We start from the raw sequence: 15359 nt of genomic DNA, 5'->3' as shown, positions 1-15359 counted from the left end.
GCATGACGCGCTGGGCCTGGTTCGCGCTCGGCTGGATCATGGTCGGGCTTGGGATCATCGGCGCGCTGCTGCCGGTGATGCCGACCACCATCTTCCTGATATTGGCGGCAGGTTGCTTCGGCCGATCGAGCCCGCGCTTCGAAGCGTGGCTGCTCAACCATCGCTGGATGGGGCCGCCGATTCTTCGGTGGCGCGAGAACGGGGCGATTCCCCTCAAGGCGAAGATCATCGCGATCACCAGCATGGCCGGCGGCTTCATCATGCTGCTGCTGGCGCATCCGCCCTTATGGGTTTCGGTGGTTTGCGGGCTGTTTTTGTCGGCTTGTGCAACTTTCGTCGGAACCCGTCCGTCGTAACGATATTTTACAGTCGTTTGCGTGCATTCGAGCGCGTATTATATTAACGTCTTGGGGCTTCGTGGCGGCCAATGCTTCTTGAGGAGGAAGCATAGGCTCTGATCGCCCTGTGATGGGTGATGTCATGGGTGAGTATATGTCCTTTGCTTATCGGAACGCGCGGGGAGGGAAGCGTCATTCCAAACGATAGGCTTAGCGAGGCCAATCGCCTGCTTCTGATGGCCGAGACCCTGGCGGGTTTCGGGCACTGGCGCGCGAATCTCGCCGAAGGCACGATCATCGTCTCGCCGCAGATGAGCGAAATCTGCGGGTTGGAACGCGGTGCGCGCCTGACCACCGGCTATTTTACCGAACGCGTCCATCCGGATGATCGTGAGCGCCTGTCGGCCGTGATGGCCGAGGCGCGCGAAACCGGCGAACTCAACGATTTCCGCCTGCGCTGGATGCGCCCCGACGGCCCGACCATCTATATGACGGTCAGCTGCCGGATGGACGGCGCCGATGCGATGTTCGGCATCATCCACGATTCGACCGAAGAGGTTGAACGTGAGCGTGCCTTGATCGTCGCGCGCGATCAGGCCCGCGCCGCCGAACGTGCGCGCGGCGATTTCCTGACCGTGATGAGCGAGGAGATCCGCACCCCGATGCAGGGCGTGATCGGTACGATCGACCTGCTGCGCGAGGATCCGCCCGAACAGCAGCGGCTGCGCCTGTTCGAAAGCCTCGCCCAATCGGCCTGCACGCTGATGACAGTGGTCGACGATCTGGTCGATCAGTCGCGGATCGACGTGGGCCGCATCGTCCTCGAATCGCGCGAGTTCGATCTCAAGGTTCTCGTCCGCAACACCGCCGATCTCTATCAGGGCAGCGCCAGCGCCAAGGGGCTGACGCTGGAAGCCAACGGTATCGAGGGCGATGCGGCGATCGTGCGCGGCGATCCGGCGCGCGTGCAGCAGATCCTGTCCAACCTGCTGTCGAACGCGATCAAGTTCACCGATCAAGGCAAGATTTCGATCACCGCATCGATTTCGCGCCGCACGCCCGAATCCGATTATTGGATGGTGACGGTGCAGGATAGCGGCATCGGCATCGGCGAAGAGGCGCTGGGCCGTATCTTCTCTCGCTTCGAACAGGTCGATGCCGCGCGCAACCGGCTGCAGGGCGGGGCGGGCCTGGGCCTGTCGATCAGCCAGCAACTGGCCGAGGCGATGGGCGGATCGATCGCGGTGTCGAGCGAGGCGGGGCAGGGGAGCATCTTCTCGGTCGAACTGCCCTTCGCCACGCAGGTCGGCGCGCCCAAGGTGGCCGATGAGGGCGATGACGAGGCCCGGCCGCTGCGCGTTCTGCTGGCCGAGGATAATCCGATCAACCGCCGCCTGATGAAGGCGCTGCTCGTCCGCCACGGCCATGATGTCGTCGCGGTCGAGGATGGGCGCAAAGCTTTGTCGGCGATGACGACGCAGCGTTTCGATCTGGTCCTGATGGACATGCAGATGCCCGAACTCGACGGCATCGGCGCGACCCGCGCGATCCGCGCGCTCGATCCGCCCGCGGCCGAAACCACGATCGTCGCGATTTCGGCCGATGCGATGCCCGAACGCCGCCGGCTCTATTTCGAAGCGGGCGTGGACAGCTTCCTGCCCAAGCCGATCGTGTCGCGCCAGTTGATCGAGATGATCGACAAGATGCGCCGCAGCGCCGAGCCGGTAAAGGCAGCGCCCGCTGATCATTTCCACCGCGAACGGCTCAGCTGGCTGGTCGAGGAAGCAGGCGAGCAGGACGCCGCGACCCTGATCCGCATGCTGATGTTCGACGTCAGCGATCGGCCCAAGCGCATCGCCGCCGCCGTGCGCGCCCGCGCGTGGGAGGTTGCGGCGACCGAAGCGGAATCGCTGCGCGCTTTGCTCGACAATTTCGGTCAGTTCGGGCTGTCGCAGCTGCTCGGTTCGATCGCGCGGCAATGTGCGCGCCACGCGCTGCCGCCGGCCTTGATCGAGGAACTGGAAACCCAGGCGGCGACGCTCGCCTTGTTCTTCCGCAGCGAACTGGGCGGCCTGCCGACCCCGCTCGAACGCGCGGTCGACAATGTGGTCGAGCCGCAATTCCCGGTCATCCCGCAGCCCAATCTGCGGCAGGGCTGATTTCGCGAGGCGTGGGGGCTATCGCCGCCACGCCAGCAGCGACACGCCGAACCCCACGAACAGCGCGCCGGTCACGCGGTTGAAGCGGCGTTGCCAGCGCATCTCGCGCAGCAGCCCGCTCAGCGATCGGCCGCCCAGCGCATAGGTGAAATACCATCCGGTCTCGATCACCGCGAAGGTCGCCAGCAGGATCGCGAATTGGGGTGCCTTGGGCAGGCTTGCGTCGATGAACTGCGGGAAGAAGGCCGCGCAGAAGATCAGCGCCTTGGGGTTGGCGATGCTGATCAGGTAGCCGCCGCGGAATAGCTGGCCGGCGCTCGCGTGCGGATCGATCGTGCCGCTACCTACATCCACCGGCGCGCCCTTATCGCGCCACGCCTTGATCCCGACCCAGATCAGATAGGCCGCGCCGCCCACCTTGATGATCCCCAGCAACTCGGGCAGCGCGGAGAGCAGCGCGCTCATCCCCGCCGCCGACAGGCCGAACAATGTCAGCAGCGCCAGCATGCACCCCGCCATCGCAAAGGTCGCGCGGGCGACGCCATGGCGCATCGCGCGCGTCATGATGTGGAGCATGTTCGGCCCCGGCATCGCCGAGACGAGGAAGGTCGCGCAGACGAAGACCCACCAATGGCCAAAACTCATATCAACGCATCCAGCAGGCCGATCAGCGGCTTGTCCGCCGGCGGCATCGGCAGGTTGTGAAGGTCCACCGGGCGCACCCATTTGAGCGCCTGCGCTTCGACGGCCTGCGGAATCCCGCGCCACTTGCGGCAGATGTAGAGCAGCAACAGCAGATGCCGCTCGCCCAGCGCTTCGCTGGCGAAGGCGGCGGGGGCGAGGCACGATGTCTGCGTCTCGATCCCAAGTTCCTCGCGCAATTCGCGGATCAATGCGGCCTCGGGCGTTTCGCCCGGCTCGATCTTGCCGCCGGGGAACTCCCAGAGGCCCGCCATCGGCTTTCCTTCGGGGCGCTGCTGCACCAGCACGCGCCCGTCGGCGTCGATCAACGCCACCGCCGTGACCATAAGCATTGGATTTTGGTTCAAAACCGCCACGCCCCTTATCTCTTCCTTAAACAGAACATCGTAAGGAAAATGCAATCTTATCCCTTAGTCGAAAGATCGCTCTTGTCTCGTTCGCCTCTTATCCGCCGTCTGCTTCGATCGGAAGATGGCGCGACGGCCGTCGAATATGGCCTGATCCTCGCGCTGGTGGTTCTGGCGCTCGTCGTGGGCGTCACCACGCTGGGCAGCCAGGTCGGCGCGACGTGGAACGGCCTTGCGACCAAAGTCGCATCGGTGATCTGATAAACGGCGATACTGTCCCTGCTGTTAACGCTTTCAAAGGGAATCTCCCGCTAGATCGCAATCGTTGGCCGTAGGCGGGCCATCCGGGCCGGACCCGTAAGTGTCCAAGCGGGAGTTAGAGTTATGAAGTTCGTTGCGAAGCTGCTTAAGAACAACAAGGGTGCGACTGCGATCGAATATGGTCTGATCGCCGCCCTCATCGCGGTTGCCGCGATCACTGCGATGACCAGCCTGGGCAACCAGCTGCAGAAGACGTTCAACAACGTCGCCAACAACATGAAGGCTTCGTAATCGGTTCTTGAAACCGGATACGGCTAACGGATCGGGCGGCGAACCTTCGGGTTCGCCGCCCTTTTCGTTTTGGAGCGCTTTTATCCTCCCCCGCCAGGGGGAGGTGGCGCCGGAGGCGACGGAGGGGGAGGGCGACGACCAACTCTGGATCATCGCATCCTCCCCCTCCGTCAGCTGCGCTGACACAGTGCGAGGTCGGATCATCCCCCGGATGATCCTTGAACATGCTGGGAGCATGTTCAACCTCGCGCTCCCTGGCGGGGGAGGACAAGTTTTTCGGAAAAATCCGCACCCATGTCACACGGCCGCACGCCGTCCCGTCTTGTCTTCGAGCGCGCATGGTGCACGCTGGTGAAGGAGACGACCATGAAGCCCCGTATCGCAAATCCGATCGCTCTCGCCCCCGAACAGGTCAAGGCGATGATGGCGCTGGAAAACAGCTTTGCCGCCACCGGCCTCGATCCGGTGCTGCTCGAACTCGTGCGGCTGCGCGTGTCGCAGATCAATCACTGCGCCTTCTGCATCCACATGCACACCGGCCTGCTGCGCAAGGACGGGCAGAGCGAGATGCGCCTCTACATGCTCGATGCCTGGCGCGAATCCTCGCTCTACACCCCGCGTGAACGCGCGGCGCTGGGCTGGGCAGAGGCGCTGACCCGCCTGTCGGAAACCCACGCGCCCGACGCGGATTACGAGGATTTCGCGTTCGAGTTCAGCGAGGCCGAACAGGTCCAGCTGACCTTCGCGATCGGCGCGATCAACACATGGAACCGGGTTCAGGTCGGCTTCCGCGCCGCGCATCCCGTGTCGGCCGAAGATCGCGCGCGTGTCGCGGCCTGACGGTCATCTCGCGGCGTTCGAGGCGCAGCGGCCCCGGCTGCTGCGCCTCGGCTACCGCATGACCGGATCGCTCGCCGAGGCCGAGGATGTGGTGCAGGATGCCTGGATCCGCTGGGCGCGGGTCGAGGAGGCGGTGGAGAGCCCCGCCGCCTATCTGACCCGCATCGTCACCCGCCTGTGCCTCGATCGCGCGGATAGCGCACGGGCGCGGCGGGAGACCTATTATGGCGCCTGGCTGCCCGATCCCCTCGTCGAGACGACGGATATGGAGGCCGAGATCATGGCCGATGATATCACCCTGACATTGATGCTCGCGCTCGAGCGTCTCTCCCCGCTCGAACGCGCGGCCTTCCTGCTCCACGACGTGTTCGACATGGAATTGGGCGAGGTGGCGACGACGCTCGATCGCGATCCTGCCGCCGTACGCCAGTTGGCCGTCCGCGCGCGCCGCCATGTCGAGGAAGCGCGGCCCCGCTACAAGGTCGAGCGCGCCGATGCCGATCGCATCGCCCGCGCCTTCTTCATCGCCTCGCGCGATGGCGACACCGCCGCGCTCGCTTCGCTGCTGGCGAATGATGTGACGCTGACGTCGGATGGCGGCGGTAAGGTCATCGCCTTCCGCAACGTCATCTTCGGCATCGCGAAGGTGCTGCGCCTGTTCGTCGCACTGCGCCGCAAGTCGGACGAACGGCCCGAAATCCTCGAATGGGTCACAATCGACGGGCTGCCCGGCTACGTCACCCGCGATCGCGGCGGCATATTCCAGACGACCGCACTCGACATTCGCGACGGGCGGGTCGCCGCGATCTACATCATGCGCAATCCCGACAAGCTGGGCCATGTCGCGCAGGCGGTCGGCTATTCGCCTGATATCTGATCTTTAGGGGCAGGCCGAAATGGTCGCTGGCGAGGGGCGACGGCCTGCGCCAATCGAACGGACATGACATCCTGGTTCCGCCCCCTGATCGCCGGCGCCACGTTGGGCGATCGCGCCATCGCCAGCGTGGGCGCGTTGCTGGGTATCACGCTGACGATGCTGGTCTGCGCTTATTATCCCTTCGCGATGGCCGATCTGCCGCTGATCGTCGCCCCCATCGGTGCGTCTGCGGTGCTCGCCTTCGCGGTGCCCGCCAGTCCGCTGGCGCAGCCCTGGTCGGTGGTGGGCGGCAATATCGTGTCGACCTTGATCGGGATCGCCGCGTTCAAGCTGGTGCCCGAACCGGCGGTCGCCGCGGGTGTCGCGGTGGGCGCGGCGATCCTCGTGATGTCGCTGCTGCGCTGCCTGCATCCGCCGGGCGGCGCGGCCGCGCTGACGGCGGTGATCGGCGGGCCGGCGATCCATGCGGCGGGATGGGGCTTCGCCTTCGTGCCGGTCGGGATCAACTCGATCGCGCTGGCGGCGCTGGCCATCGCCTTCCACCGCTGGTCGGGCCACAGCTATCCGCACCGCCCGCTGCCGCCGGTCCCTGAACCACTGGGTCTCCACCTCACCGACATCGATCGCGCGCTGGCCGATATGCCCGACAGCTTCGACATCGCCCGCGCCGATCTCGACGCGCTCCTCACGCGCGCCGAGCATCACGCGAACGAACGCCGCCGTCCTTAACGAACGATCAGCTTCACCTTGTCGCCCGCGCGCAGCGGTGCGTCCGCGCCGATGCCGTTGATCGTCAGGAAGCGATCGAGCTGATAGTCGCCTTGGGCCATCTGCTTCGATAGGCTTTGGGCGGTGTCGCCTGCCTTTACGGTGACCACCTTGACGCGCATCGGCTTGGTGGTGCGCGCTTCCTCCTCGCTCATCCGCTTCATGCTGTTGATCAGCGGTTCGAACGGGCCGATCCCCGCGCCGGATCGGGTGAGAGTGATGAAATGGAACGCCTTGCCGCCGCCGAAGTCATAGGCGAACACGCCGACGTCGAGGACGCCCGCATTGCTGTTCGCCTGGCCGAAGCTGTAGGCCATCGGCAGATCGCCGATCTTGCTGCTGTTCACCTGCCCGTGCTGGACGCCGTTCTGTGACAATCCCCGGAATACGCGATCGACATGGGCCGCCAGCGTCCCTTCGATCTTGCCGCCCGCGAAGATGGCCTGTCCGTTCGATCCCGCCATCGTCACCGCCGTATCGCCATTGTTAACGGTGAAGTTGAACGGCACCGCGAAGCTCAGCCGCTCGGTCGGCAGCTTGAAGACGCGGCCCTCCATATAGCCTTTGGCCGGATCCTCGCCGTAAACGAGGCCGTCGATCGCGGCGAGGAAGGCGGCGCGGTTGCGTTCGCCGCCCTGCTTGCCCGTCTCGCGCGCCTTGCCCTCGGCGCGGGTGACGCGGTCGCCCGAATTGGGGTGGGTGCTCGCCCAGGTTGGGATGCTGCTGTCCTTGCCGGTCGTCTTGGCGGTCAGCGTCTTGGTCGCGTCGAGCTGCGCCAGCATGTCGGCGGCGGCGGTGGGATCATATCCGCCGCTGGCGAGGTAACGGACGCCCAGATCGTCCGCCTGATATTCCTGGCTGCGCGAAAACCCCTTGTTGACCAGATCGGCGCCGACGCCCGCGCCGCGCCCGATCAGGCTGCCCAGCCCCGAATTGCCCGCCATCGCACCGGCCAGCCCGGCGAGGACGGAGGTGATCGTCGACGTGCGCTGGCGGCTCGCGGCGTGGCGGGCGGCGACATGGCCCACCTCATGCCCCATAACCGATGCCAGTTCGGCCTCGTCGTTCATCAGCGCCAGCAGGCCGCGCGTCACGTACACATAGCCGCCGGGGATCGCGAAGGCATTCTCCACCGGCGAATCGAGCAGGGTGACGGTAAAGTCGCGTTCGGAGTTCGACAGGCCCGATTGCACCGCGATCCGCTTGCCGACGCGCGCGACATAATCGGCCGCCGGCCCCTTCATCGCGCCGCCAAATTGGGCGACGAGTTCGGGATTGGCCTGCGCCCCGATCTTCTTGTCGCTCGCCGAAATCGACTGGGCGACCAACGGGGTTGCGACGAGCGCCGTCGTGGCGATGGACAGGGCGAGGATCAGTTTCTTCATGGCGGCGAAATGATCCGAGAAGCGTTGAGTTCCTCCCCGGTACGGGGAGGGGGACCATGCGTAGCATGGTGGAGGGGGTTCGCCACAAGCGATCCGTCCAGCCTCGCGCCCCCTCCGTCGCCTTCGGCGCCACCTCCCCGTGTCGGGGAGGATTTTAGAAGGTCAGCCGATCTTGAGGAACTTGTCCTGCCGGCTGGCGCGGATCGATTTGGCCGACTGGTTCTTGAAACTGGCCAGTTCCTCGTCGATCGCCTTGCCCAGCGCCTCGATCGCCGCCGCCGGATCGCGATGCGCGCCGCCCACCGGCTCGGGCACGACACGATCGACCACGCCCAGGCCCTTCAGGTCCGCCGCCGTCACCTTCATCGCCTCGGCCGCGTCGGGGGCCTTGTCGCCGGTGCGCCACAGGATCGACGCGCAGCCTTCGGGGGAGATCACCGAATAGACGGCATGTTCGAACATCAGCACGCGGTTCGCGGCCGCAATCGCGATCGCGCCGCCCGATCCGCCTTCGCCGACCACCGCCGCGATCATCGGCACGCCCAGCGCCAGGCATTGTTCGGTCGAACGCGCGATGGCCTCCGCCTGTCCGCGCTCCTCGGCCTGGATGCCGGGGAAGGCGCCGGAGGTGTCGACCAGGCTGACGACCGGCAGGCCGAAGCGATCGGCCAGCTGCATCAGGCGGATCGCCTTGCGATAGCCCTCGGGCTTCGCCATGCCGAAATTGTGGCGGATGCGCGATGCGGTGTCGTCGCCTTTTTCATGGCCGATCACCATCACGCGACGTCCGCCGATCCGGCCGAAACCGCCCAGGATCGCCTGATCGTCGGCAAAGGCACGGTCGCCGGCCAGCGGCATGAAATCGGTAACGAAGCCTGCGACATAATGTTTGAAGTGCGGGCGTTCGGGATGCCGCGCCACCTGCGTCTTCTGCCACGGGCTCAGCTTCGCGTAGGTATCGCGCAACAGCTTGTCGGATTTCGCCTCAAGCTTCGCGATTTCCGCGTCGATATCGATGTCGCCGGCATCGGCGGTGTCGCGCAGCTCGGCGATCTTCGCCTGCAGCTCCGCGATCGGCTTCTCGAATTCCAGATAGACTGCCATCGCGCCCGGTTAGGACGCCGGGCGCGCGGCGTCAACGAAACGCGGGGCGTTTTTGGTTCGGCATGCGCCGAACGTCGCTGCGCCAGCCCGCTCCCCCACCCGACCTCCCAGCGGTAGTATCTTGTGGGAGGTCGGGTGGGGGAGCGGGCCGGCGCAGCTATCCAGCGTGCGCTGGATCAAAAACACTTAATCCCCATCCTTCTTGACGATTCCATAATGTGTGGGGTCGAGTTGCAGGTCATAGGTCTTGCCCTCGATCGTACGGGCATCGTCGACCTTCCAGATGGGGCCGTCCTCGTCGAACTCGACCTTGTTCCAGCTTTTGAACCCCGCCTCGGTCAGCTTCGCCGCGATCGCCGCGGCTTCCTCCCTGCTCGGTCCGCGATCGGCGAGGGCAGGGCTGGCGACGGCCGCCGCGATCAGGGCGGCGGGAATAAGCATACGCACCATCGAACGACACTCCTTCTCGGTTCGATGGGCATCAGAATGTTCGGATAAGCAGGGCGGTTCCGCGCAACGGCGCGGAGGTTAAAGGTCGTCTTTGAGACGTGCGGATTGATGCATGCTCTGGTGAAGGATGGCCAGAATGTACGCCGATCCGTCCGTTCGACGCCGCCAATATATGTGATGATTGCGATAGCGGGCGTAGAAGCCCGCGACGGCATATTCGGCGGGAATGGAGCGTGAAATATGATCGCCGCGCCCGATGGCTGTAAAACAGTCAAACAGCCCGCTTAGGTAATTGAGCGCCTGCGTGGCTCCCCATTGCTCACGCGAATAAGCGTAAATCTCATCGACCTGTTGGTCGGCAACCGCCGACAGTCGATATCCTGTCACTCAGCTTCAAACCGCGCCCGATTGCGGGTGATCACGTCTTCAAGTGTGACAATCCGCCCATCATCGTCGGATTGCGCAAAGGCGGCCTGCAGTTCAGCCTTCAACCGTTCAAATCCTTCGCGCTCAACCCGCTCTTTGTCGCGGCGGATAACATCCTCGATATAGTCCGAGATGCTCTCATAGGCGCGGTCCTCACCGACATTCGCAGCGACGAATTCGCTGAGCGCGCCGCTGATGCGGACGTTGAGGGTCATCGGCTTATTCATGTCCACAAGATAAGGGATTTTGTGGACGGCTTCAATCAGCCCCAAAATCAATCGCGATCCATCAACGGATGGCGCGCATTGACCAGTTCGACCAGTCGGCTGCTGTCGACATGGGTGTAGATCTCGGTCGTTGCGATGTCGGCATGGCCCAGCATCGTCTGGAGCGCGCGCAGGTCCGCCCCGCCTTCGAGCAGGTGGGTCGCGAAGGCGTGGCGCAGGACGTGGGGGCTGATGCGTTGGGGCGGGATGCCGGCGTCGGCGGCGAGCTCGCGGACAAGCTGGAACAGGCGGACGCGGCTCAGATGGCTGTGGCCGGACGGGAACAGGAAAGGCTGGTCGGTCGGCACATGCACCCGCCATTCCGCGACGGCGGCGCGCGCGCGATCGGATATCGGGACGAGCCGCTCGCGCCCGCCCTTGCCGCGCAGGATCAGGAAGGGCTGATCCCCGCGCAGCGCCTGACGCGGCAGCGACACCAGTTCGGTCGCGCGCAGGCCGGATCCGTAGAGTAGTTCGAGCAGAGCGATCAGCCGCAGGGTCAGCGGATCGGCGTGCCGCTCCTCGCGCCGTTCCTCCAGCGCCGCGAACAGCTTGGCGATATCGTCATGCCCCAGCGTCTTCGGCAATGGCCGGCGGGTCGCGGGGCGGGGCAGGGCGTCGGATGGATCGTCGGGCCGATCGCCCTCATTCTGCAGAAAGGCGAAGAAACGCCGCAGCACCGATGCCTTGCGCGCGACCGAGGAGTTGGTGAGCGGCATCCACTCGCTCGCAAGCCGCCGGATCGCCGCCTCATCCGCGCGGCTCAGCCCGCCGTCCAGAAATTCGGATGCTCCGCGCAGGTCGGTGCCGTAAGCCAGCACCGTATTCTTCGCAGCGCCGGCTTCCACCGCCAGCATTTCGAGGAACCGACGAATGGCGTCGGTATCGCTCATAGCCGCGTCATCGCCTCCGCGGCGATCATGCGCGCCTCGCCGTCGAGGCCGACTTCGCGCAGCGAGCGGAGCATCGTGTAGAACAGAGCGGGCGAGACCGACCGCCATTCCATCCGCTGCATCCCCATCGCGACGAGCAGGGCGACCGTGCCCGGCTGGCGATCGAAGGCCGCGCGGCGGATCAACTGCGCCCAGTTGGACGTGAGGTCGAACGTCACGCCGTGATCCGAATAGAGCTTGGGCGCGTCCTCGCCGCCCAGCCGACCGAGACCCGCCAGCGCCGCGATCAGCATCTTGGCCTTATGCGGATCGGTCGCCTCGACGCGGCCCGCAAAGGCATCGACGCGGGGGACGCGGGTATCGACCACAGGCTCGGGCGCGCCCACCGCCAGGATCGCCCAGGCGGCATCGGCCTTTTCGTCGGACATGCCCGCGATCACCGGCGCCCAGCGCGCGGCGCGACGATCGAGCCCTGCGGTCATCATCGATCCGACCAGATCGGTGACGTCGCCCGCAAAATCGCTGTTCGGCGTGACGCCGGCGGCAGCCCGCGCGGTGAGGATCAGCTGCGGGAAGCGATCGTGCGCTGCGCCTTCTTCCTTGCCCTCGCCCTTCCAGAACCAGCGCATCGCGGCGACGCGCGCGCCGTCATCGTCGCCGACATAGCAAGCGCGCAGGCGCCCGCCCTTGCTGTCGGCGGTCAGTTCCTCGCCATCGTCCGCCAGCTGGCCGTAGAGATCGACCAGGGCCGCGTTCGAAAAGACGCCCAGACGTGCGGCGATCAGCGCCGCGTCGATACGGTCGGCGGCGGGCAGCATCGGGCTGCGCGCCTGCCACGCGGCGACCTGCGGGCCGACCGTCGCCATCAGATCGGCAGGCACGGTCACGCCCAGCGCGCTCGCCATGCCGAAGCGCCAGCTGGTCAGCTGGTTCACGCCGGTCCATTCGATGTTGACCGAACGCGCGCCCGATCCGTTTACGCCCAGCACCTTTTCGGCCAGCTGGACGTCGATCCCGCGCGGATCGCTGGTCTTACGACGCGCCTGATCCATCAGCACGTCGGCGATCGCGCCGTCGCCCGAAAGCCCTGCGCAGATCGCGCGCGCCATCGGCCAGATCGTCTCCTTCGAACGCAGCGCGCCGCCATCGGCCAGCGGGCACAGGCCGGCGGGATCGGAGGTCGCGAGCGCCGTCTGCGCCGCCACCGCATACATCTTGGCATTGTAACGATCGACGTCGACCGCCTGGACGAGCATGCGCGCGCCATCGGCCTCGCCCATGCGCAGCAGCAGCCAGGCGCGCTCGGCGATCCAGTCGGCCGGCGCGATCCCGGCGGGGGTTTCGACCCGCGAGATCAGCGCGCGTCGCACCGTGATCGATGCCCAGCGCGAGGCCAGCGGCATATCGAGCCGGCGCATGATGCCCGCCAGGTATTTGCCGCTCGCGGTGCCGAAGGTCGTCGGCCCGAACCCGGCGACCAGCCCGACGCGATCGACCGGGCGACGCGCGCTGGGCGGCAGTTCCAGCGCCTCGGCAACCGGCATCGGCGCGGGCGCGAACAGCGCCGGATCGAGCGCGAGCGTGGGCGTCGGCCCGGCGGGTGCCGGGGCGGCAGGAGCGGGTTGACCGGGGGCAGGGGCGGGCGTCGCCGGCGCCGGGCGCGGGGCGGGCGCCTCGCCGAAACCGGGCGGCAGCAGCGATTCGGGTGCGCCTTGGGCAAAGACGGGCGCAAGGCTGGCGATCCCGGCCGCGAGGGCGAGCGCCCCGCCGCCCGCCAACCAATATTTGCGCATCGCCTTATTGCGCTCCGGTCTCGTTCAGCATCGGCTTTTCGACAGTCGTCAGCGGGCGATCCTCATGCTTGAAGCCGAGCGCGAGCAGACCCGCGACGATCAGCAGGACGACGACCAGGGCGATGACGGCGGCACGGGACATTGGAATACCTCGGAAACGGGGCGATGCTTGCAACGATCGCGCTTTTGCCCGAGGGGACCCCCATGTGTATAGCCCTCGACGACATGCCGCATAACAGCACCCCGTCTTTGACCTTCGATCGGCCGCTGGTGCTGATCGGGCTCATGGGCACGGGCAAGTCGACGGTGGGCAAAAGGCTGGCAGCGCGGCTGCACCTTCCCTTCGTCGATGCCGATCATGAGATCGAGCGCGCGGCGGGCCTCTCCATCCCCGAAATCTTCGAGCGGTTCGGCGAGAAGGAGTTCCGCGATGGCGAGCGGCGCGTGATCGCGCGGCTGATCGATGGGCGGCCCAAGGTGATCGCGACCGGCGGCGGCGCCTTCATGCAGGAAGAGACGCGCACCCTGATCCTCGAACGCGCGACCGCGATCTGGCTCGACGCCGATCTCGATGTGCTGGTCGATCGGGTGAAGCGCCGCGACGGCAGCCGCCCGCTCCTGAAAAATCGCGATCCGCGCGAGGCGCTGGCCGAGTTGGCGGCGATCCGTAATCCCTTCTACTCGATGGCGCCGATCCACGTCCGCAGCCAGCCTTTGCCGCACGAAGCGACCGTCGAAAGCATCCTGAAGGCGCTCGCGGCATGACCGACGTTCGGGTGGCGCTCGGTGAGCGCAGCTACGACGTGCATGTCGAGGCGGGCGCGCTCGATCGCGCGGGCGAATTGCTGAAGCCGTTTGCGAAGCGCGGGCGCTTCGTGGTCGTGACCGATGAAAATGTGGCGCGCGATCAATGGCCCCGCCTGTCGGCATCGCTCGACGCCACCGGGATCGCGCACGCGATCGAAATCCTGCCCGCGGGCGAATCGACCAAGAGCTGGGCTAACCTTGCCCGCGTCACCGATCGCCTGCTCGAAGAGGGTGTCGAACGATCGGACACCGTGATCGCACTGGGCGGCGGCGTGATCGGCGATCTGGTCGGCTTCGCCGCCTCGATGCTCAAGCGCGGCTGCAACTTCGTGCAGGTGCCCACGACCCTGCTCGCGCAGGTCGACAGTTCGGTCGGCGGCAAGACCGCGATCAACACCAAGGCGGGCAAGAACCTGATCGGCGCCTTCTATCAGCCGGTCCACGTCCTGATCGATCCGACCACGCTCGACACGCTCGGTCGCCGCGAAGTGGGCGCGGGCTATGCCGAGGTCGTCAAATATGGCCTGATCGACGATCCCGCCTTCTTCGACTGGTGCGAGGTGAACGGCCCCGCTCTGCTTGATGGCGAGGCGCAGGCGCGCGAACATGCGATCGCCACCAGCGTCGCCGCCAAGGCGCGCATCGTGGGTGAGGATGAGCGCGAGACCAGCGGCACCCGTGCGCTCCTCAACCTCGGCCACACCTTCGGCCACGCGCTGGAGGCCGAAACCGGATTTTCGGATGTGCTGTTGCATGGCGAAGCGGTTGCGGCGGGCATGGCGCTCGCCTTCCGCTTTTCGGCCAGCCTCGGCCTGTGCCCCGCCGCCGACGCCGATCGCGTCACCGCCCATCTGCGCGCCGCGCAACTTCCCGCAACCTTGCGCGAGGCGCATGTCGACACGACCGGCGCCGCCCTCGTCGCGCATATGCTCCATGACAAGAAGATGGAGGGCGGGCGCCTTCCCTTCCTCCTCGCACGCGGCATCGGCCAGACCTTCCTCGACAAGCAGGTCGATCTCGGCGCCGTCGAACGCTTCCTCGATTCGGAACGCGCGCTCTAGCGGCTGTTGATAATAGTTGATAAACTGCGCCCATGATCAGCGCAGACCTCGGCAAGACCCTCGAAGCCTTCGTCGCCGACCTCGTCGCGACGGGCCGCTACAATAGCAAGAGCGAGGTGTTGCGGGAGGGCGTCCGCCTGATCCAGGATCGCGAGGCGCGGCTGGCATCGCTTGATGCTGCGCTGGCGCGTGGCATCGCCGATGCTGACGCCGGCCGCGTCGTCGATGCGGAGGAAGCCTTCGCCGACCTCCGGAAAAGATATCAAACGATGGCCCGCGAACGGCGGTGATCGTCCAGCTAACCGCTGCGGCGCTGGATGATCTTCGCGATATCGGCGATTTCATCGGGCGTGATGATCTCGACCGCGCCGACAGGTTCATCACCGACATCTACGCCACGTGTAATGCCCTGATCGATTTCCCGTCGGCCTATCCGCTAATCGCGCGCTATGAATCGTCTGGTATCCGTCGGCGTGTGCACGGAAATTATCTGATCTTCTATCGGGTCGCTGCAGACGCTGTAACGATCCTTCGCGTTTTGCATGGCGCGCGGGATTACGAAGCGATCCTGTTCCCCGACTGATCATGTGA

21 protein-coding genes are annotated in these 15359 nt (G+C 65.9%); 11 read left to right on the top strand and 10 right to left on the bottom strand.

Features of this window, described 5'->3' with window-relative positions:
- Positions 1-2: 2 nt before the first annotated feature.
- The gene (locus EOD43_RS22700; protein WP_127746713.1) at positions 3-356 is read left to right on the top strand and encodes a YbaN family protein; all 354 of its coding nucleotides are present in this window, start codon (positions 3-5) and stop codon (positions 354-356) included.
- 218 nt (positions 357-574) lie between these two features.
- The gene (locus EOD43_RS22695; protein WP_127746712.1) at positions 575-2497 is read left to right on the top strand and encodes a PAS domain-containing hybrid sensor histidine kinase/response regulator; all 1923 of its coding nucleotides are present in this window, start codon (positions 575-577) and stop codon (positions 2495-2497) included.
- 18 nt (positions 2498-2515) lie between these two features.
- On the opposite strand, the gene EOD43_RS22690 is transcribed toward EOD43_RS22695, so the two are convergent.
- Together EOD43_RS22690 and EOD43_RS22685 are read right to left on the bottom strand one after the other, a co-directional pair.
- A complete protein-coding gene (locus EOD43_RS22690) occupies positions 2516-3142 on the bottom strand; it encodes a LysE family translocator (RefSeq protein ID WP_127746711.1) in 627 nt (208 codons plus the stop codon).
- A complete protein-coding gene (locus EOD43_RS22685) occupies positions 3139-3531 on the bottom strand; it encodes a (deoxy)nucleoside triphosphate pyrophosphohydrolase (RefSeq protein ID WP_127746710.1) in 393 nt (130 codons plus the stop codon). Before EOD43_RS22685 ends, EOD43_RS22690 begins: the two co-directional genes overlap by 4 nt.
- A 96-nt stretch (positions 3532-3627) precedes the next feature.
- On the opposite strand from EOD43_RS22685, the gene EOD43_RS22680 reads away from it, so the two are divergent.
- The 5 genes from EOD43_RS22680 (at position 3628) to EOD43_RS22660 (ending at position 6544) form a co-directional block, all read left to right on the top strand.
- Entirely contained in the window at positions 3628-3807 is a 180-nt protein-coding gene (locus EOD43_RS22680) for a Flp family type IVb pilin (RefSeq protein ID WP_240653476.1), read from the top strand.
- Positions 3808-3930: 123 nt separating this feature from the next.
- The gene (locus EOD43_RS22675) at positions 3931-4098 is read left to right on the top strand and encodes a Flp family type IVb pilin (protein ID WP_127746708.1); all 168 of its coding nucleotides are present in this window, start codon (positions 3931-3933) and stop codon (positions 4096-4098) included.
- Between the two features lie 366 nt (positions 4099-4464).
- On the top strand, positions 4465-4938 hold the full coding sequence (locus tag EOD43_RS22670; RefSeq protein WP_127746707.1) for a carboxymuconolactone decarboxylase family protein: 474 nt from the start codon (positions 4465-4467) through the stop codon (positions 4936-4938).
- Positions 4916-5815 (top strand): sigma-70 family RNA polymerase sigma factor, encoded by a 900-nt coding sequence (locus EOD43_RS22665; protein WP_420822474.1) that lies wholly within the window; start codon positions 4916-4918, stop codon positions 5813-5815. Before EOD43_RS22670 ends, EOD43_RS22665 begins: the two co-directional genes overlap by 23 nt.
- Positions 5816-5878: 63 nt before the next feature.
- The gene (locus tag EOD43_RS22660) at positions 5879-6544 is read left to right on the top strand and encodes an HPP family protein (protein ID WP_127746705.1); all 666 of its coding nucleotides are present in this window, start codon (positions 5879-5881) and stop codon (positions 6542-6544) included.
- Here EOD43_RS22660 and EOD43_RS22655 read toward each other — a convergent pair.
- The 8 genes from EOD43_RS22655 to EOD43_RS23860 all read right to left on the bottom strand — a co-directional run bounded on the left by EOD43_RS22655 (position 6541) and on the right by EOD43_RS23860 (position 13042).
- Complete coding sequence (locus tag EOD43_RS22655; protein ID WP_127746704.1) at positions 6541-7968, bottom strand: M48 family metalloprotease; 1428 nt, start codon at positions 7966-7968, stop codon at positions 6541-6543. The two genes, EOD43_RS22660 and EOD43_RS22655, sit on opposite strands and share 4 nt — an antisense overlap.
- Before the next feature lie 162 nt (positions 7969-8130).
- Positions 8131-9072 (bottom strand): acetyl-CoA carboxylase carboxyltransferase subunit alpha, encoded by a 942-nt coding sequence (locus EOD43_RS22650; protein ID WP_127746703.1) that lies wholly within the window; start codon positions 9070-9072, stop codon positions 8131-8133.
- 186 nt (positions 9073-9258) lie between these two features.
- The gene (locus EOD43_RS22645; RefSeq protein ID WP_206363628.1) at positions 9259-9522 is read right to left on the bottom strand and encodes a PepSY domain-containing protein; all 264 of its coding nucleotides are present in this window, start codon (positions 9520-9522) and stop codon (positions 9259-9261) included.
- 78 nt (positions 9523-9600) lie between these two features.
- Positions 9601-9909 carry a type II toxin-antitoxin system RelE/ParE family toxin gene (locus EOD43_RS22640; RefSeq protein ID WP_127746702.1) on the bottom strand — a complete coding sequence of 103 codons (309 nt, stop codon included), beginning with the start codon at positions 9907-9909 and terminating at the stop codon, positions 9601-9603.
- Positions 9906-10226, bottom strand: coding sequence for a ribbon-helix-helix domain-containing protein (locus tag EOD43_RS22635; RefSeq protein ID WP_420822471.1), 321 nt, complete (start codon positions 10224-10226; stop codon positions 9906-9908). The genes EOD43_RS22640 and EOD43_RS22635 overlap by 4 nt, the downstream gene beginning before the upstream one ends.
- Positions 10223-11107: a tyrosine-type recombinase/integrase gene (locus EOD43_RS22630; RefSeq protein ID WP_127746700.1), complete on the bottom strand. Its 885-nt coding sequence runs from the start codon at positions 11105-11107 to the stop codon at positions 10223-10225. The genes EOD43_RS22635 and EOD43_RS22630 overlap by 4 nt, the downstream gene beginning before the upstream one ends.
- On the bottom strand, positions 11104-12900 hold the full coding sequence (locus EOD43_RS22625) for a hypothetical protein (protein WP_127746699.1): 1797 nt from the start codon (positions 12898-12900) through the stop codon (positions 11104-11106). Before EOD43_RS22625 ends, EOD43_RS22630 begins: the two co-directional genes overlap by 4 nt.
- 4 nt (positions 12901-12904) lie before the next feature.
- Positions 12905-13042: a hypothetical protein gene (locus tag EOD43_RS23860; protein WP_164857407.1), complete on the bottom strand. Its 138-nt coding sequence runs from the start codon at positions 13040-13042 to the stop codon at positions 12905-12907.
- Between the two features lie 62 nt (positions 13043-13104).
- Here EOD43_RS23860 and EOD43_RS22620 point away from each other — a divergent pair, with 62 nt between their 5' ends.
- Genes EOD43_RS22620 through EOD43_RS22605 form a run of 4 tightly spaced genes read left to right on the top strand, consistent with a single transcriptional unit; the run spans position 13105 to position 15351 of the window.
- Positions 13105-13665, top strand: coding sequence for a shikimate kinase (locus EOD43_RS22620; RefSeq protein ID WP_127746698.1), 561 nt, complete (start codon positions 13105-13107; stop codon positions 13663-13665).
- Positions 13662-14768: a 3-dehydroquinate synthase gene (gene aroB, locus EOD43_RS22615; protein WP_127746697.1), complete on the top strand. Its 1107-nt coding sequence runs from the start codon at positions 13662-13664 to the stop codon at positions 14766-14768. Before EOD43_RS22620 ends, aroB begins: the two co-directional genes overlap by 4 nt.
- 32 nt (positions 14769-14800) lie before the next feature.
- Positions 14801-15058, top strand: coding sequence for a type II toxin-antitoxin system ParD family antitoxin (locus tag EOD43_RS22610; RefSeq protein ID WP_127746696.1), 258 nt, complete (start codon positions 14801-14803; stop codon positions 15056-15058).
- Positions 15055-15351 carry a type II toxin-antitoxin system RelE/ParE family toxin gene (locus EOD43_RS22605; protein WP_127746695.1) on the top strand — a complete coding sequence of 99 codons (297 nt, stop codon included), beginning with the start codon at positions 15055-15057 and terminating at the stop codon, positions 15349-15351. The genes EOD43_RS22610 and EOD43_RS22605 overlap by 4 nt, the downstream gene beginning before the upstream one ends.
- The last annotated feature ends 8 nt before the right edge of the window (positions 15352-15359 follow it).

The sequence above is a fragment of the Sphingomonas crocodyli genome, assembly GCF_004005865.1.
Lineage (GTDB): Bacteria > Pseudomonadota > Alphaproteobacteria > Sphingomonadales > Sphingomonadaceae > Rhizorhabdus > Rhizorhabdus crocodyli.
Note: the sequence above shows the minus strand (reverse complement) of the source record. Positions and strands in the feature narration are given on the sequence as shown.

Excerpts from the sequence above, each read along its gene's own strand:
- EOD43_RS22655 (WP_127746704.1), bottom strand. The coding sequence starts at position 7,968 with ATGAAGAAACTGATCCTCGCCCTGTCCATCGCCACGACGGCGCTCGTC.
- EOD43_RS22610 (WP_127746696.1), top strand. The coding sequence starts at position 14,801 with ATGATCAGCGCAGACCTCGGCAAGACCCTCGAAGCCTTCGTCGCCGAC.
- EOD43_RS22670 (WP_127746707.1), top strand. The coding sequence starts at position 4,465 with ATGAAGCCCCGTATCGCAAATCCGATCGCTCTCGCCCCCGAACAGGTC.
- EOD43_RS22675 (WP_127746708.1), top strand. The coding sequence starts at position 3,931 with ATGAAGTTCGTTGCGAAGCTGCTTAAGAACAACAAGGGTGCGACTGCG.
- EOD43_RS22630 (WP_127746700.1), bottom strand. The coding sequence starts at position 11,107 with ATGAGCGATACCGACGCCATTCGTCGGTTCCTCGAAATGCTGGCGGTG.
- EOD43_RS22685 (WP_127746710.1), bottom strand. The coding sequence starts at position 3,531 with ATGCTTATGGTCACGGCGGTGGCGTTGATCGACGCCGACGGGCGCGTG.
- EOD43_RS22645 (WP_206363628.1), bottom strand. The coding sequence starts at position 9,522 with ATGGTGCGTATGCTTATTCCCGCCGCCCTGATCGCGGCGGCCGTCGCC.
- EOD43_RS22620 (WP_127746698.1), top strand. The coding sequence starts at position 13,105 with ATGTGTATAGCCCTCGACGACATGCCGCATAACAGCACCCCGTCTTTG.
- EOD43_RS22690 (WP_127746711.1), bottom strand. The coding sequence starts at position 3,142 with ATGAGTTTTGGCCATTGGTGGGTCTTCGTCTGCGCGACCTTCCTCGTC.
- EOD43_RS23860 (WP_164857407.1), bottom strand. The coding sequence starts at position 13,042 with ATGTCCCGTGCCGCCGTCATCGCCCTGGTCGTCGTCCTGCTGATCGTC.
- EOD43_RS22695 (WP_127746712.1), top strand. The coding sequence starts at position 575 with ATGGCCGAGACCCTGGCGGGTTTCGGGCACTGGCGCGCGAATCTCGCC.
- EOD43_RS22660 (WP_127746705.1), top strand. The coding sequence starts at position 5,879 with ATGACATCCTGGTTCCGCCCCCTGATCGCCGGCGCCACGTTGGGCGAT.
- aroB (WP_127746697.1), top strand. The coding sequence starts at position 13,662 with ATGACCGACGTTCGGGTGGCGCTCGGTGAGCGCAGCTACGACGTGCAT.
- EOD43_RS22700 (WP_127746713.1), top strand. The coding sequence starts at position 3 with ATGACGCGCTGGGCCTGGTTCGCGCTCGGCTGGATCATGGTCGGGCTT.
- EOD43_RS22625 (WP_127746699.1), bottom strand. The coding sequence starts at position 12,900 with ATGCGCAAATATTGGTTGGCGGGCGGCGGGGCGCTCGCCCTCGCGGCC.
- EOD43_RS22650 (WP_127746703.1), bottom strand. The coding sequence starts at position 9,072 with ATGGCAGTCTATCTGGAATTCGAGAAGCCGATCGCGGAGCTGCAGGCG.